Below are 14817 nucleotides of genomic sequence, written 5' to 3' on the forward strand. Positions count from 1 at the left end.
ATGCTATCCCTTCTGAACCAGACTCGCACATATCGTAGTGCGATTCAACTGGAGGAACAGGAGCTTCAAAGGCGTTGTAAGCTGGTTCGCCGGGCGGATATGGTTAGGACGTGAGCCTTTACTGCGGAGTTGGCGGCGTTGACAGGGAACTAGGCGAGGGAGAGCTGCGGGAGCTGCTGACCGCAGCGCTGGGGAGGATGGGTCTGCGGCAGCGGGTGCTGGCGGTGCCCCCGGACTTGACGCGTATTCACTCGCAGGCTGGGGTGCTGACCCGAATGGCCTATCAATACTATGGCGACCGGCTGGCGGCGGTGCTGCCGGCGCTGGGCACGCATGTCCCATTGAGGCCGGAGCAGATTACGCACATGTTCGGCGACGTGCCGCAGGAACGGTTCCTGGTGCACAACTGGCGCACGGATATCGAAACGCTGGGCGAGGTTCCGGCGGAGTATATTCGCGAGCAGAGCGAGGGCAAGCTCAATTACGCATGGCCGGCGCAGGTGAACAAGCACATTGCGCACGGCGGGTTCGACTTGATCCTGTCGATTGGGCAAGTGGTGCCGCACGAAGTGATCGGGATGGCGAACTACAACAAGAACATCCTGGTGGGCACGGGCGGACGCGAAGGGATCAACCGCAGCCATTACCTGGGCGCGGTGTATGGCATGGAACGCATCATGGGCCGGGCAGAGAACCCCGTGCGCAACGTGCTGAACTATGCGGCGGACCGGTTCCTGAAGCATTTGCCGATTGTGTATGTGCACACGGTGGTGGGGCGGCGGGACGATGGCGAACTGGCTGTGCGCGGGCTCTATATTGGCGATGACCAGGAGTGCTTTCTGCGGGCGGCCGAGCTGAGCGTGCAGGTGAATTTCGAGCATCTGGATGAGCCGATCAGGAAAGCTGTGGTGTACCTCGATCCGCACGAATTCCATTCGACGTGGCTGGGGAACAAGGCGGTGTATCGAACGCGCATGGCGCTTGCAGACGGCGGGGAACTGATCATTCTTGCGCCGGGAGTGCGCGAGTTCGGCGAGGACAAGCGCATCGATGAGTTGATTCGGAAATATGGGTACCGTGGGACTCCGGCGACGCTGGCGGCGGTACGGGATAACCCCGATCTGGCGAGCGATCTGAGCGCGGCAGCGCATCTGATTCATGGCTCGTCGGAGGGGCGGTTCCGGATTACGTATTGTCCGGGTGGGTTGAGCAGGGAAGAGATCGAGGGCGTGGGATTCGAATACGGCGACCTGGCGGAGATGATGCGGAAGTACGATCCGGCGAAGTTACAGCATGGGTATAACCGTGTGGATGGGGAGGATTTTTTCTTTATTGCGCATCCGGGACTGGGGCTTTGGGCGCATAAGTCGCGGTTGAGTCAGTAAATCCGGCATTGCACTGCGATCGTGATCATTACGGGAACCGGCTGCTTGCCTTTGAAGATAGCCGGTTTGAATCTCGCATTGCGCACTGCGTCGATGGCCTTTTGATCTAGGCCTTTTCCGAGCGGGCGGGCCACGCGGACATTCATCGGCATGCCGAAGGCATCGACGATCAGGGTAACCATCACCTCGCCTGAGTATTTGGCCGTGTTGCCGGAACCAATCTCGACGATGGGAGCGGCCGGTAACATGACCGGGGGAGTCACGTCTGGACCCGGCCTGAATATGCCGCCGTTTAGATCCAAGGTAGCATTCGTGTAGATCACCTCGCCCGGATAGATCTCAGTCGGTGAGAGGTGCAGTTGCGGCTGTGAGCGGACCCGAAGGAACGTTGCGCCGGGCGAGCCGGACTGCACCTGCACCGGACAGGCGTCGAGCTTTATGGAGACGGATTCCGCCACCGGCACTGGTGAGCCATTCGATTCACCGGGTTGGAAGGGTGCGGCGGCAAGCGTGCTCAATGCGAGGCTGTCGAGGTCATTGCCGAGCGGGTGCACAAACATGATGTTGCGAGGCGCGCCTGAGACGTCGATGATCGTGGCGAGTTCGATTTCACCGGAGAGCGGAGTTGCGCAATCCGCGGTTGCGAAGCTCGTGGGGAGCAACTCCGGTGCCGTGACGCCATTACCTGCTTTGAAGACCCTGACTGTCTCAGGCTCTGCGACTTCCAGTTTGACGGATTGCTGCGCGGCCGCGAGCGAAAGCGCCGACACTAGAAGCGCCAAAACAAAAAGGCCGTTGCGCATGAGTTGGTCCTGAAGGCGCGGACAGTGTCTCACAGCATTCCGAGTTCCTTCAGCAGGAAGGCGTAGTCGAAGGCGATCTCCTTGAGGTAGTCGTAGCGGCCGCTGGCGCCGCCGTGGCCCGCCTTCATGTTGGTGACGAGGAGCAGGGGATTGTTGTCGGTCTTCAGGGTGCGGAGTTTCGCGACGTACTTGGCCGGTTCCCAGTACATGACCTGGCTGTCGTGCAGGCTGGTCTTGACTAACATCGATGGGTATCTCGCCGCCTTCAGGTTGTCGTAGGGCGAGTAACTCAGCATGTAGTTGAAATACTGCTCTTCGTTCGGATTGCCCCATTCTTCGTACTCGGGAACGGTGAGGGGCAGGGTCGCGTCGAGCATCGTGTTCATGACATCGACGAAGGGCACGTGCGAGACGACGGCGCGGAAGAGATCGGGGCGCAGATTGACGACGGCGCCCATTAGCAGTCCGCCGGCCGAGCCGCCTTCGATAGCCACGCGCGCGGGATCGCCGTAACCATTCGCAGTGAGATGTTCGACGGCGGCGATGAAGTCGGTGAAGGTGTTGCGCTTGACGAGCATCTTGCCGGCGTCATGCCAGGTTTTGCCGAGATCACCGCCTCCGCGGATGTGTGCGTATGCGATAACGATGCCGCGGTCCATGAGGCTGAGGCGATTAGAGCCAAAGCCTAGTGGGAGCGCGTATCCGTAAGAGCCGTAGCCGTAGACGTAGAGGGGGTTCTTATCAGTCTGCCGCTTGTCTTTGCGGTAGACGATGGAGATGGGGACCTGGGTGCCGTCCGACGCAGTGGCATGGATGCGCTCGCTGCCGTAGAGAGTGCGGTCGAATCCACCGGGCACTTCAACCTGCTTGAGTAGCAGCGACTCGCCGGTGCCGAAGTCGTATTCGTACACGGAGCTGGGCGTGACGAGCGACTGATAAGCGTAGCGGAAGGTGCGGGTGTCGAAGTTGCGATTGATGTGCGGGTGCGCGCTGTAGGCCGGCTCGGGGAAGGCAATTTCACCGATGCTCTCGGCGATGGATGTTTTGCGCATGAAGCGCCAGAGCCGCAGGCGCGGCAGGCCGCCTTCGCGCTCGCAGGCGATGTAGAAGCGGTCGAAGAGATCGACATCTTCGAGCATCACGTTCTCGCGGTGCGGAATGCACTCCATCCAGTGATCACGCTGCTCGCGGCCCACTGGGCAGACGACGAGGCGGAAGTTGCGGCCATGGTCGTTGGTGCGGATGTACCAGAGGCCGTGGCGATGATCGATGTAGTATTCGTGCTCGTCCTGGCGCTCCAGGATGATGCGGAACTCGCCTTCGGGCTCGTCCGCGCAGAGGACCCGGCACTCGGTAGTGGTGTGGCTGGCTGATTCCAGGATGATGTATTCGCCATCGCGGGTGCGGCCGGCGCCGATGTTGAAGCGCTCGTCGTCGTCCTGGTAGACGAGGTAGTCGGCCGCATAGGGCGCGCCGCGCATGTGACGCCAGAACTGGAACTGGCGCTTCTGCTCCTCGTCTTCGACGGTGTAGAAGAGGTTGAAGTCGTCGGCGGCCCAGACGACCGAGCCGACGCGCTCGACGGAGCCGGGCAGCAGTTCGCCGGATTCGAGATCCTTGATGAAGAGCGTGTACTGGCGGAAGCCGGTGTAGTCAACGGTGTAGGCGAGCCAGCGGCCGTTATCGGTGATATCGGTTGCGCCAATGGCGAAGAACGGACGACCTTCAGCCATGACGTTGCCGTCGAGGAGGACTTCTTCGTGTGCGCTGTCGTGCGGGCCGTCCTCATCGCCGCGTTTGCGGCAGAAGATAGCGTATTGCTTGCCCTCTTCGGTACGCGAGTAGTACCAGTACTTGCCGTCGCGGAAGGAAACGGAGATGTCAGTCTGCTTGATGTGGCTGAGCATCTCGTTGTAGAGCTGATCGCGCAGCTCCGCCTGCGGCGCCATGTAGGCTTCGGCCCAGGCGTTTTCGGCTTCGAGATACTCGGCGACCTCGGGGTTCTCCTTCTCGCGGAGCCACGCGTAGTCATCGGTGAGGACGATACCGTGCAGAGGAGTTTCCTTTGGTTCCTTGCGGGCGACGGGAGGGGCGGGAAGACTGGTAGTGCTCATGTCTAATCCAGTTTACCGGTTTGACTGCGGGTGGAGAGAACTGTACAGTTCAAGAGAGCGGAGTGTACAGTCCATGGCTGGATCAGCGGCGCAAAAAGTAAGGGTAATTTCGGCATTGAACGCGCGTGCGAACCTGGGCAAGCTCCTGAACCATCTGGAGCAGGAGTCGGAATCTCTCGTTATCGAAAAACGGGGAACTCCTCGGGCAGTACTGATGAGTTTGCGCGATTACGTGAAGATGGCAGCGCCGGAGCCTGAGGTGCTTCGCCTGATAGGTGAAGAATCGAAGCGCAAGGGGACAGATGCGCTAAGTTCTCGGCAGATAGACCAGGCAATCAAGGCAACACGGAATCAGAAGACGCGCTGATGCTGGCGCTTCGGCTGGTGGTGGACACGAATGTTGTGGTTTCGGCAGCACTGAAGCCGGATGGCCTGGAGCGCACAGCTTTTCTGATCGCCATTACGAAACCCGCTCGTTTCTATGTCTCTGAACCCATCCTCAAAGAATATGGCGACGTGATGGCGCGGCCCTGGCTGGGTATCCGGCGGGGAGCGCGATTGCAGCTGCTGGATACGATTCGGAATCGAGCGATCATGATCGCTCCGCGCATTCATCTCGCAGTCAGCAATGATCCGGGTGATAACAAATTCGTGGAGTGCGCCGATGCTGCGAGGGCCGATTACCTGATCACGGGCAACCGGCGGCACTTTCCGCAGTACTGGAAGTCGACGAAGGTGATCACGGCCAGAGAATTCCTAGAGCTGGCGTCGCCGCATCTGTTGCCGTGAGGCCCATCAACGGAACCTGATGACCATCCAAAACGTACAATTGTTAGCGATGAACTCCTCTTATCGCGATATTGCGAAAGGGTTGCGACTGGTCATCGTCGCGACCCTGCTTTTTGCCACCGCGGTGCTTCGCGCCGAGCGGCCGGAAGACCTGCCCCTTCCCACGGACTATGTGAGCGACTTCGCCCATGTGCTTTCGCCCGATGCTGTTACGCGTCTCGATCAGTATTGTAAGCAGCTCGATACGCAGGCCAAGGCGAAGATTGCTGTGGTGACTGTGAAGTCGCTGGACGGGCAAGACTCCGCCGACTGGTCGAATGCGCTGGAAACCCACTGGAAGATGGGGAGCAAGAGCGCCGGCGGTGACCGACTGGTATTGATCCTGCTCGCGGTGAACGACCACAAGCGGCGCATTGACGTCGGGTATGGGCTGGAAGGCATTCTGCCTGACGGAAAAGTCGGCGATATCGGCCGGGAGATGGTGCCGTACCTGCGACAGAACAACTTTGATGCCGCAATGATGACGGCAGTGAAGCACGTGGGGCAGGTTATTGCCGACGACGCAAAGGTGACGCTGGAGGACTCGGGCGACGAGTGGCAGTTGCCGCAACCTCAGCAACAGCAGCATCGCCGAGTGCATCACGGGAATCCACTAGGTGGATTCATTTTGCTGATCATCCTGCTGGTGATTTTCGGCGGCGGGTCGATCTTCCGGCTGCTCTTCGGCTGGGGCCTGCTTTCGGCGCTGTTCGGCGGCGGCCGCGGCATTGGTGGCGGAGGCTGGGGTGGAGGCGGTTTTGGCGGCTTCGGCGGTGGAGGTGGAGACAGCGGCGGCGGCGGTGGTTTTGGCGGGTTTGGCGGCGACGGCGGCGGGTTTGGCGGTGGCGGAGCCGGCGGAGACTGGTAAAAGCAGGCATTAGGGATCAGGCATTAGGCATTAGAAAACCGGGGCTCGGATGAGCCGGAGGAGAACGTACTGTATGCGTCGAGGATCTTTGGTCCTTCTGGTCGTAGTCGGAATCATCGTGATTGCCGGGATGTTTGTTTACGGCAGCTTTAAGAGCGCGCAGAACCAGATGGTGCAGAAGCAGGAGAATGTCTCGTCGAAGTGGTCAGACGTGGACGTGAACCTGCAGCGCCGCGCCGATCTGATTCCCAACCTGGTGGAGACCGTGAAGGGCTTTACCAAGGAAGAGAACAGCGTGTTTGCCGATATCGCTAACGCGCGCGCCGGCCTGCTGAGCGCCAGCACGCCGCAAGACAAGATTCGCGCCAACGGAACGCTGGATTCGGCGTTTGGCCGTTTGCTGGCGCTGACCGAGAACTATCCGCAACTGCGGTCGAGCGATCAGTTCATGCGTCTGCAGGATGAGCTATCGGGGACGGAGAACCGGATTGCCGTTTCGCGCCGGTACTATAACCAGGCAGTGCAGGACTACAACACGTTCATCGGGCAGTTTCCCAACAGCATCTGGGCAAACATTCTGGGCTTCCATCGGAACGACGCGTATTTCCAGGCGAGCGAGGCGTCGCGTACGGCTCCGAATGTGAAGTTCTGACGAGACAGCTTCTAGCCGCTAGCTTCTAGCTTGAAAGGCCATATGGCCTTTCTGTTTTTGTGACGTTCAGGCCGAAGCAGACTGTGTGCGGCTGACGGCCCTCCAGGCCATGAAGCCGATGGCGACGCCGGCTGCGGCGAAGCCGATGGCTGCAGGGACGAAGGATGAGCGGCGGGAGCGCCGCGGATGTTGTTGCGGCGCCGGACGCACGTGCTCAGGTTGGGCGCCCATTCCGATGGCATGGCCCAGCAGTCGCTGCACGCCAGGGATTTGTGTGACTACTCTGATCTGCCAGGGGGCCTTCATAGGGCCGGTGGCAGCGAAGATGCGCGAGAATCCGCGATGCGCAAGCGATTGCGCCCCCTGCGTGATCCGGGTGGGAAGGTCCCGGCGGCGCTGCACTGCGGCCAGTGTGGAGATCCCGGAACGGCCCGCGAGCAGCGGTTCTGCCAGGATGTTGGCGGCGGCGACGGCGTCCTGGATAGCCAGATTGATGCCGACTCCACCGGCGGGCGACATCGCGTGCGCGGCGTCTCCGATGCAGAGCAGGCCTTCGCGGTACCAGCGTCGGAGCCTGTTGATCTGCACGGTGAGGATCTTGACCTGATCCCAGCTCTGGATTTCGTGGACACGATCGGACAGGTATGAAACGATTCGGACGATGCTGGCGCGGAAAGCTTCGAGCCCCTCTGACCGGACGTCGTCATAAGAACCCTTGGGGATAATAAAGCCAGCCTGGAAGTAGGTGGAGCGATTGATGAGGATGAGGGCCCTGCCGTAGTTGACGTTTCCGAGGACTTCGCCGGGATCGTCTGGCTTGCGGCTGATGCGGAACCAAAGCACGTCGATGGGAACGCCCTGCTCGATGACCTCGAGTCCGGCTGCTTTGCGGGTGATGGAGTGGCGTCCATCGCAGCCCACCACAAGATCGGCGCGCACGTGCACCTCGCGGCTTTCGTTTTGCGCTATGACTCCTGTGATCCGGTCGTCACTGCTGAGCAGATTGGTGACCTCGTGCTGCATCCGCAGTTGGAACTGCGGAATATTGCGAGCGTGGCTGGTCAGGAAGTTGAGGAAGTCCCACTGCGGCATGAGCGCCACAAACCTGCATGTGGCCGGCAGGTGGCTGAAGTCTGCCACTCCGAGGTTTTCGTCGCCGAAGTGTAGTCGGGCGGTCTTGATTTGCTGGTGCGGAAGGCTGAGGAACTCGTCGAGCAACCCAAGCTCGCGCAGCACTTCAAGCGTGGAGGGATGGACGGTGTCGCCCCGAAAGTCGCGGAAAAAGTCGGCATGCTTTTCGAGGACGGTGACGGCGACACCGCGGCGTGCGAGAAGATAGCCGAGCATGACGCCGGCGGGGCCTCCGCCTACGACACAACAAGTCGTATCAAGGACCTCAGGTTCCATGGGGAAGGCCTCCTGGGGAGTGGCTCGAAGACACTCTCTGTGGCCGATCGTACTGCGACGTGCTTCTATCCTGTTTGATGCCTTGCAAATAAAAAGGCCATCCCCAAGGGACGGCCTTCTCCGCATAGTTCGGTGCGATTTACTTAAACGAGGCGATGCCGCTGGCTTCATCCTCGTAGATATCGAATACGGTATAGAGCTTGGTCAGCTGCAGAACGTCCTTGACCTTCTTATTGAGGCCGAGCAGCTTGACGCTGGCGCCCTGATTCTTGGCCGTGGTGAAAGCGCTCACCAATTCGCCCAGTCCCGAGCTATCGATGTAGTTGACGTCACCCATGTTCAGCAGGATGGTCTTGGAGCCCTTGCTGATCAGATCGCGAACGGCCTCACGCAACTGCACACTGCCCTCGCCCAGGGTAATCCGCCCGTTGAGGTCCAGAACGGTGACGCCGTCCACTTCACGGGAGCTAATAGTAAGTGCCACGGAAATTCCTCCTTTTGCAGGTACTACGGTTATAGCACTCTCTCACGCAGGCCCGGGGAAACGCATGTGCAAAGCGGCCCTGAAGGCCAGCGGCGCGCCGTTTCCGGTCAGCCGCGGGAGGGTGCTTTTAGCTGGTCGAAGCCGGTGCCGCCAGGTGCTTGACCAGCGTCAGCTCGGTTCCAGGATGCAGTTGACGGAAGTTTACCTCATCCATCATGGAGCGGATGAGAAAGATGCCACGGCCGGTGCCGCGCAGAAGGTTTTCAGGATCGCGAGGATCGGGCAGCTTGGCCGGGTCGAGACCGATGCCCTCGTCAGAGAGGGTGAAGACCAGGTCTTTGCCGGTGTTCTCGAAGGTGAAGGTAACGAACTTGGCAGGATCGTATTCGTTGCCGTGCAGTACGGCGTTGACTGCCGCCTCGCGTACGGCCATGGTCACGTGAAAGGTGGCGTCTTCATCCAGCCCAGCGTCGTTGGCGATCTTTTCCGCCATCCCCTCAATCTCGCTGACGCTCTCCATGGTGGAGGTAAGGCGAATGGTCCGCCGTGCTTCAATCGGCTCGCTCAACAGTTTCCAACCCCGCAATCTTGCCGCGAACCGGGTATGCCGGCCGGCCTTGCTCGTTACAGGAATCCTGACCGAAGTTTCTTAGCTGGAACAGATTGTGTCAAGAAGCAGAAGATGAAAAGGCGGACTCGGAGTGCCCTCTAATCGGGTTACCGAACCAGGTGCGTGCCTGTCCGCGAACCCGCGGAAAGCGGCTACACTCATCCCATGCCGCCTCGTATTACATCCCGCGTCAGTCTCACGGCTCTTCTGGGCACGCCGGTGACGGATTCGCAGGGGCATCTGAAGGGGAAGCTCAAAGACATTGCGGTGGCGACCGGGCCCGATGCGGGCAACGTCGCCGGGCTGGTGCTGAAGACGCGCTCCGGGCTGTGCATTGTTCCTTCGCAAGAGGTGATGGAGACGCCCGCCGGCACCCTGGAACTGCGCAGGCCGAGCGCCCTGGTTCCGCTGAAGGACGACGGCAACTTCATCTACCTGCAGCAGGACCTGGTGGACCGCCAGATCATCGACATTCACGGGCGCAAGGTCGTCCGTGTGAACGACGTTGAGCTGGAGTGGATGGGGCAGGGTTCGGCCCATCTGCTGCGGGTGACCGAAGTGGAAGTTGGGGTCCGGGGCGCGCTGCGGCGGATCTTCAAGGGCATGCTGCCACGCACGCAGATCGAGAAGATTGCCGTACGTTTCACGCCCAAGGTCATCCCGTGGCAGTTCGTGGACGTGATCGAAGTCGATCCGGCGCGACGCGTAAAGCTCCGCATCGAGTACGAGCGCCTGGCCGACATGCATCCTTCGGATCTGGCCGATATCCTCGAAGACCTGTCGCCGGCAGAACGCGAGGCCGTGTTTCAGTCGCTGGATGAAGAAGTGGCGGCCGACACGCTGGAAGAGGTCGATCCCAAGCTGCAGGTTTCGCTTCTCGAAAAGCTGGACGAAGAGAAGATCGCCGACATTGTGGAGGAGATGGATCCGGGTGCGGCGGCCGATCTGCTGGCCGAGCTGCCGGAAGAGCAGTCAGACGCCATTCTCGAAGAGATGGAGCCGGAGGAGCGGCAGGAGGTCGAAGAGCTCCTGGAGTTCGACGAGCGGTCGGCGGCTGGGAGCATGACCACCGAATTCGTCTCGGTGAACGAGAATGCCACAGTGCAGGACGCGGTGCAGGCGCTGCGCAGTTTCGACGGCGATCCGGAATCGGTGACGGAGATTTATCTGCTGGGCGATCGGCGGCTCCTGAAGGGCGCGGTGCCGCTGGCGCGGCTCATCATGGCGCAGCCGGAGTCTCGTGTGGCAGTGCTCGCCGATGCGCGCGTGCTCTCATGCCCGGCGGATCTCAGCCAGAATGCGCTGGCGGAGATGTTCGACAAGTACAACCTGCACGCCCTGCCTGTGGTGAACTCGCAGGGGCGTATGGTGGGCGTGGTCCAGGCCGATCACGTGATCAGCTACCTACGGGAACGCATCTAAGTTTTCCTCAATCGGCACTCCAACAAAATAGTGCGATCCCTGTCACGGCAAAGCCGTTCTGAAAGCGGTATCATCCGTGCCGGTCGAGTTGCGCGGCTCCGCGGCGGTGCGACCGCGCGGGGCCAGAAAAGATGTGCGTCATGCAAGCTACGGTGACATTGGTGGAAGCGGTTATCGCTGGCGGAATTGGCACGATCACCCTGAATCATCCGGAGAAAAAGAATTGCCTGAGCGAGGCGCTGATCTGCGATCTGTGCGCGGCGCTGGAAGAGATGTGGCGGCATGAGGCCAGGGCAGTGATCCTGCGCGCGCCTGCTGGGTCTCAAGTCTTCTCGGCGGGCCACGATGTGCGGGAACTGCCTACGCACGGACGTGATCCGCTCACGTACAACGATCCGTTGCGGCGAGCCGTGCGCGCGATCGAGCTGTTCCCGGCGCCGGTGATCGCGATGGTGGAGGGCAGTGTGTGGGGCGGCGCCTGCGAGCTGGTGATGAGCTGCGATCTCATTGTGGCGAGCGATGACTGCACATTCGCGATGACAGTAGCCAAGATGGGCGTGCCTTACAACATATCGGGTGTGCAGAACCTGATGAATACCTGCGGTATGCCGCTGTGCAAGGAGATGCTGTTTACCGCGCAGCCCATGCCCGTAAAGCGGCTGGCGCACCAGGGCATTGTGAGCCACGCCGTGCCCCGCGCGCGATTGGAAACGGTGACGCGGAGCATCGCCGAGCAGATCGTGAAGAATTCGCCGCTGGTAATCTCGCTGCTGAAAGAAGAACTGCGGCTGCTCTCCGCATCGCACAACCTGGGGCCGGAGACATTCGAACGCGTGCAGGCCATGCGGCGTCGCATTTACGACAGCGCCGATTACCAGGAAGGCATTCACGCGTTCTTCGAGAGGCGCTCGCCGCAGTTCGAGGGTAAATAGCCCGGTGAAAACCCTTGACTGGGTCAACCCGCGTCGGCCATCTGCATCCATGCCAAGGAACCCCGGGCCCCCAGAGAGCAGCAGACCATGGCCAATGTACCCCGCACCCAGTTCCGGAACCGCATCCTCAACCGTCTTTCAGAGTCGAATCCTGAGGTGCTCTCGCGCCTTACTGCACTGGATCTGCCGCTCAGCATGGTTCTGCGTGGACCGGGCGGAGAGGACGGGCAAATCTATTTCATCGAAGAGGGCATGGCGTCGGCAACCGCGCTCTCCAGCCAGGGAAGCTCGATCGAAGTAGGCCTGATTGGCCGCGAGGGGCTGGTGGGTGTTGGCTCGGTGCTAGGGCATCCTGGGCTGCCTCACCAGACCTTGATGCAGGTGGCAGGGCGAGGTTTCTCCATGCCAACGGACCTGTTTCGTGTGGAGTTCGCGAAGCCCGGGCCGGTGATGGCGGCGGTGCACGACTTTCTCTATGCCCAATTGATTCAAGCTTCCCAGGCGGCGTTATGCAACCGCCTGCACCCCACTGAGCCTCGTCTGGCCAAGTGGCTGCTCAATACCTCGGACATTGTGGAATCAAACACGCTTCAACTGACCCAGGAGTTCCTTGCCCAGATGATCGGGGCGGAGCGCTCCAGTGCGACGATAGCGGCGGGCGCTCTCAAGCGCGCCGGACTGATCGACTACCAGCGGGGCCTTGTGGAAATTATCAACCGGCCCATGCTGGAGGATGCAGCCTGCGAGTGCTATGCCACAGTACGCGCTGAATTTGCTGCTATTTTCGGTGGGGATCATGCTTCTGTGGGATAGCCCACAGATTCAAGGCCCACGTTCCCGGTAGAAGAGAAGAAGATACTTATTTCTTCCCGGGTGCTTATGTCTTTTTCGGAGGCCCGCAAGGGCGTTCCAGCTAATTCAAGTGTGCGTGTGCTGCAGATCAGCGATGATCCGGATATCGCGGTACCGCGCGTATTACTGCTTGAGAGTGCTGGTTTTGTGGTAGAACATTGCACAACCTGGCAGGTTCGCACGCTTGGCAACCTGGACAGGTTTGACGTCTTTTTCTTTTGCCAGTCGATTGACCCTCAAAGTGCGGGAGAACTGGCGATCCGGATCCGGCGGGAAGCGCCGCGAGCGCGGATTCTGCGGGTGCGTGCCAAGCGCGGCGACTACGATCATCTGGCAAATTTATACCTGCATGCGCCGACACCACCGGAGGAACTGCTCCACGCGATGCAACTGCTTGTTTCCACGCTTCCGCCACGGCCGGAGCACGGCGAGAGCGTGCTGTAGACGGAAACTCGACAAACCGGGGAAATCTGCTGGCTGCATTGAGGCTTTCCTCTGAGTGGAGCGGGCGTAGTATTCTGTCCGCCATCCTGCGGTTCCCCGGAGGTTCTCATGAAGCTTGCCCCGCTTCTTGCTATGTGTCTTGCGGCCGGCGTTTCGTTTGCGCAGATGTCGATGGCGCCGAAGCCGCCTGCCCTTATGTCCGGGCTGAGCAATCTGCACCATCCTGTTTCGACGACGAATGCCGAGGCGCAGCAGTTCTTCGACCAGGGGCTGCGGCTGGTGTATGCCTTCAATCACGACGAGGCTGCGCGGGCGTTTCATCGTGCCGCTGAGCTCGACCCGAAGATGGCGATGGCGTGGTGGGGCGTGGCGCTGGCGGTGGGGCCGAACTACAACCTGCCCGTGGATCCGGAACACGAGAAGGTTGCGGTAGACGCGATCGACAAAGCGAATTCACTCAGCGCCGCTTCTCCGCAAATCGAGAAGGATTACATCGAGGCTCTGGGGCGGCGCTTTACGCATGAGGCGAATCCCGACTATCAGAAGCTCAATGCAGATTATGCGAAGGCGATGCATGATTTGTCGGCGAAGTATCCGGACGACCTTGATGCTGCGACGCTGTACGCCGACAGCATGATGAATCTGCGGCCGTGGAAGCTGTGGAATGCGGATGGCACTCCGGCCCCGGGAACTGAGCAGATTGTGTCTACGCTGGAATCAGTGCTGCGGCGCGATCCCAACCACATTGGTGCGATGCACTTTTACATTCACGCGGTTGAGGCGTCGCCGAATCCGGAGCGCGCGCTACCCTATGCGGATCGCATTCCGCAACTTGCACCGGCGGCGGGACACCTGGTGCACATGCCGGCGCACATTTACGAGCGCACAGGGAACTACGATGGCGCGCGGGTGCAGAATGTGTCGGCTGCAAAGGCCGATGAAGATTATGCCGCTGCGACAGGCATGATGGGCGTGTACACGATGATGTACTACTCGCACAATCTGCACTTTGGCGCGATTGCGGCGAGCATGCAGGGCCGGTGTGCCGAGGCGCAAAGCCAGGCGGATCGGCTGGCTGAGAATGTCCGCCCGGGCGTGAAAGAGATGCCCATGCTCGAGGCGTTCATGACGATCCCGCTGGTGGTATCGGTGCGGTGCCAGCGCTGGGACAGCTTGCTTGCGATGAGCGAGCCGGCCGCGCAGACACCGGCGCTGAAGGCTCTCTGGCTCTACAGCCGCGGGAGCGCGCTGGTGGCGAAGGGGAAGACCGCCGAAGCGGAGGCGCTGCAGAAACAGCTTGCTGCAGTTGAGAGTGCAACGCCGAAGGAGGATATCTACATGCCGCCGGTGGAGAATCATTCGCGGCAAATCTTCCATATCGCAAATAGTGTGCTCTCGGCGCGCATTGCCGCTGAAAAGGGCGATAAGCAGGAGGCGATCCGATTGCTGAGCGATGCGGTGGCGGAGCAGGACAAGCTTCTTTACGACGAGCCCACCGACTGGTACTACCCGGTTCGCGAAACGCTGGGCGGGATGCTGCTGCAGACCGGCGATAGCAAAGGCGCGGAAGAGGTGTTTCGCAGGGACCTCCAGCTGACTCCGCGGAACCCACGGAGTCTGTTCGGACTGCACGAAGCTTTAACACGGCAGAACCGGAGTTACGAGGCCGGTTGGGTCAAGCAGCAGTTCGACAATGCGTGGCAAGGCGCTGACACTCAGATCAAGGTCGAGGATCTGTAAGTCATCGGTTTGGTTGAATTGGCATGATTGAGGACTAAAGAAACTATCGCCGTCCAGAAACTGGACGGCGATAGGGCAGATTGAGCTGAGTGAGCCGGAATACTGCGTATGTCACAGCCGCTCTGCACTGAGAGGGCCCGCCTCGAGCGGTAAGTCGCGTTATGCCGGGCCCGTTACCGCTGGGGTCTACCGCCGGCTTTACGGTTGTCGCCGCGGAGGTGCGCTTTTGGCGCAGTCCCACGGAAACATTCCGCCCGATCCCACGAGTCGGCCCTT

Annotated in this window: 15 protein-coding genes; 10 read left to right on the plus strand and 5 right to left on the minus strand. The window is 60.6% G+C overall.

Annotation, left to right across the window (positions count from 1 at the left end; translation table 11 throughout):
• Positions 1 to 110: 110 nt before the first annotated feature.
• Complete coding sequence (locus MOP44_RS18940) at positions 111 to 1385, plus strand: lactate racemase domain-containing protein (protein ID WP_260791814.1); 1275 nt, start codon at positions 111 to 113, stop codon at positions 1383 to 1385.
• On the opposite strand, the gene MOP44_RS18945 is transcribed toward MOP44_RS18940, so the two are convergent.
• Together MOP44_RS18945 and MOP44_RS18950 are read right to left on the minus strand one after the other, a co-directional pair.
• On the minus strand, positions 1379 to 2188 hold the full coding sequence (locus tag MOP44_RS18945; RefSeq protein WP_260791815.1) for an energy transducer TonB: 810 nt from the start codon (positions 2186 to 2188) through the stop codon (positions 1379 to 1381). The genes MOP44_RS18940 and MOP44_RS18945 overlap by 7 nt on opposite strands.
• 29 nt (positions 2189 to 2217) lie before the next feature.
• A complete protein-coding gene (locus tag MOP44_RS18950) occupies positions 2218 to 4302 on the minus strand; it encodes a S9 family peptidase (protein ID WP_260791816.1) in 2085 nt (694 codons plus the stop codon).
• Positions 4303 to 4375: 73 nt separating this feature from the next.
• Here MOP44_RS18950 and MOP44_RS18955 point away from each other — a divergent pair, with 73 nt between their 5' ends.
• The 4 genes from MOP44_RS18955 (at position 4376) to MOP44_RS18970 (ending at position 6650) form a co-directional block, all read left to right on the plus strand.
• A complete protein-coding gene (locus MOP44_RS18955) occupies positions 4376 to 4669 on the plus strand; it encodes a type II toxin-antitoxin system Phd/YefM family antitoxin (protein ID WP_260791817.1) in 294 nt (97 codons plus the stop codon).
• Positions 4669 to 5091, plus strand: coding sequence for a putative toxin-antitoxin system toxin component, PIN family (locus tag MOP44_RS18960; RefSeq protein ID WP_260791818.1), 423 nt, complete (start codon positions 4669 to 4671; stop codon positions 5089 to 5091). The genes MOP44_RS18955 and MOP44_RS18960 overlap by 1 nt, the downstream gene beginning before the upstream one ends.
• Before the next feature lie 49 nt (positions 5092 to 5140).
• Entirely contained in the window at positions 5141 to 5998 is an 858-nt protein-coding gene (locus tag MOP44_RS27895; protein ID WP_313901020.1) for a TPM domain-containing protein, read from the plus strand.
• A 73-nt stretch (positions 5999 to 6071) separates the two neighbouring features.
• Positions 6072 to 6650 carry a LemA family protein gene (locus tag MOP44_RS18970; protein ID WP_260791819.1) on the plus strand — a complete coding sequence of 193 codons (579 nt, stop codon included), beginning with the start codon at positions 6072 to 6074 and terminating at the stop codon, positions 6648 to 6650.
• Positions 6651 to 6716: 66 nt separating this feature from the next.
• Here the strand turns inward: MOP44_RS18970 and MOP44_RS18975 are convergent, their stop codons facing one another.
• From MOP44_RS18975 to MOP44_RS18985, 3 genes are all read right to left on the minus strand, one after another.
• The gene (locus MOP44_RS18975; protein ID WP_260791820.1) at positions 6717 to 8057 is read right to left on the minus strand and encodes an FAD-dependent oxidoreductase; all 1341 of its coding nucleotides are present in this window, start codon (positions 8055 to 8057) and stop codon (positions 6717 to 6719) included.
• A gap of 139 nt (positions 8058 to 8196) precedes the next feature.
• A complete protein-coding gene (locus tag MOP44_RS18980; RefSeq protein ID WP_260791821.1) occupies positions 8197 to 8541 on the minus strand; it encodes an STAS domain-containing protein in 345 nt (114 codons plus the stop codon).
• Between the two features lie 127 nt (positions 8542 to 8668).
• Positions 8669 to 9109 carry an ATP-binding protein gene (locus MOP44_RS18985; protein WP_260791822.1) on the minus strand — a complete coding sequence of 147 codons (441 nt, stop codon included), beginning with the start codon at positions 9107 to 9109 and terminating at the stop codon, positions 8669 to 8671.
• A 207-nt stretch (positions 9110 to 9316) separates the two neighbouring features.
• Here MOP44_RS18985 and MOP44_RS18990 point away from each other — a divergent pair, with 207 nt between their 5' ends.
• The 5 genes from MOP44_RS18990 to MOP44_RS19010 all read left to right on the plus strand — a co-directional run bounded on the left by MOP44_RS18990 (position 9317) and on the right by MOP44_RS19010 (position 14541).
• Positions 9317 to 10573, plus strand: a complete 1257-nt coding sequence (locus MOP44_RS18990; RefSeq protein WP_260791823.1) for a magnesium transporter MgtE N-terminal domain-containing protein — start codon at positions 9317 to 9319, stop codon at positions 10571 to 10573.
• Between the two features lie 140 nt (positions 10574 to 10713).
• On the plus strand, positions 10714 to 11505 hold the full coding sequence (gene scpB, locus MOP44_RS18995; RefSeq protein WP_260791824.1) for a methylmalonyl-CoA decarboxylase: 792 nt from the start codon (positions 10714 to 10716) through the stop codon (positions 11503 to 11505).
• Positions 11506 to 11592: 87 nt separating this feature from the next.
• Positions 11593 to 12318, plus strand: a complete 726-nt coding sequence (locus MOP44_RS19000) for a Crp/Fnr family transcriptional regulator (protein WP_260791825.1) — start codon at positions 11593 to 11595, stop codon at positions 12316 to 12318.
• A 117-nt stretch (positions 12319 to 12435) separates the two neighbouring features.
• Positions 12436 to 12801, plus strand: coding sequence for a hypothetical protein (locus tag MOP44_RS19005; protein WP_260791826.1), 366 nt, complete (start codon positions 12436 to 12438; stop codon positions 12799 to 12801).
• 108 nt (positions 12802 to 12909) lie between these two features.
• A complete protein-coding gene (locus tag MOP44_RS19010) occupies positions 12910 to 14541 on the plus strand; it encodes a tetratricopeptide repeat protein (protein WP_260791827.1) in 1632 nt (543 codons plus the stop codon).
• The last annotated feature ends 276 nt before the right edge of the window (positions 14542 to 14817 follow it).

The organism is Occallatibacter riparius (assembly GCF_025264625.1).
In the GTDB taxonomy this organism is placed as follows: domain Bacteria; phylum Acidobacteriota; class Terriglobia; order Terriglobales; family Acidobacteriaceae; genus Telmatobacter; species Telmatobacter riparius.